At 72.2% G+C, this 1,013-nt stretch carries 1 protein-coding gene; it reads left to right on the top strand.

Annotated elements, in window-relative coordinates; all coding sequences use genetic code 11:
• Nucleotides 1-183: 183 nt before the first annotated feature.
• Nucleotides 184-1,013 (top strand): ABC transporter ATP-binding protein (locus DQ241_RS20235; RefSeq protein ID WP_199584794.1); only part of this gene is annotated, 830 nt, incomplete at its 3' end.

The following is a 1,013-nucleotide window of genomic DNA, read 5'->3' on the forward strand; positions in this document are numbered from 1 at the left end:
AGATGTGTATAAGAGACAGTCGCCGAGCTCGCCTTCAACCTCACGGGGGAGGCCGCCGCGCGCAGCCTCGGCATCTCCGACGACCTCTTCCTCGGCCCGCGCGGGTGGCGCCGGCAGCTGAGCGTCTCGCGCCGCCCCGGCCCGTCGGCCGCGTCGTCGGCGGAGGCCGCCGCATCCGGCACCGTGCTCGAGGTCGACGACCTGCGGGTGACCCTCCCCGGCGCGACCGGGCCGGTGGAGGCCGTGCGCGGCGTATCGTTCACGGTCGCCGCGGGCGAGATCGTCGGGATCGTCGGCGAGTCGGGCTCGGGCAAGTCGATGACGGCCCTGGCCGTGTCGCAGCTGGTGGCCGACCCGGGGCGCGTGGAGGCCACGCGACTCCGATTCCTCGGCACCGATCTGCTCACCAGCGCCCGCGCCCCGCTGCGGCGGCTGCTGGGCACGTCGCTGGCGATGGTGTTCCAGGACCCGATGTCCTCGTTCAACCCCGCGATGCGCATGGGCGATCAACTCGCCGAGGTCGCCACCGAGCACGCCGGGATGCGGCGGCGCGACGCGCGGCGCCTGGCCGCGGAACGTCTGGCGGCGGTGCGCATCACCGACCCGGAGCGGCGCGTGCGCCAGTACCCGTACCAGTTCTCCGGCGGCATGCGCCAGCGCGCGATGATCGGGATGGGGCTCATGCTCACCCCGCGGCTCATCATCGCCGATGAGCCCACGACTGCGCTGGATGTCACCGTGCAGCGGCAGGTGCTCGACCTGCTGCGCGCGATCCGCGACACCGACGGTGCGTCGATCCTGTTCATCAGTCACGACATCTCCGTCGTCGCCGAGCTGTGCGATCGGGTGCTCGTGATGTACCGCGGACGGATCGTGGAGGAGGTGCGCGCCGACGACCTGTCCCGTGCGGCGCACCCGTACACGCGCGCCCTGCTGGCCGCGGTCCCCCACATGACCACCCCGCTGGATCGGCCCCTGGCCACCGCATCCGACCCTGTCTCTTATACACATCT

This window comes from Blastococcus sp. TF02A-30 (assembly GCF_003319185.1).
GTDB lineage: Bacteria > Actinomycetota > Actinomycetes > Mycobacteriales > Geodermatophilaceae > Blastococcus.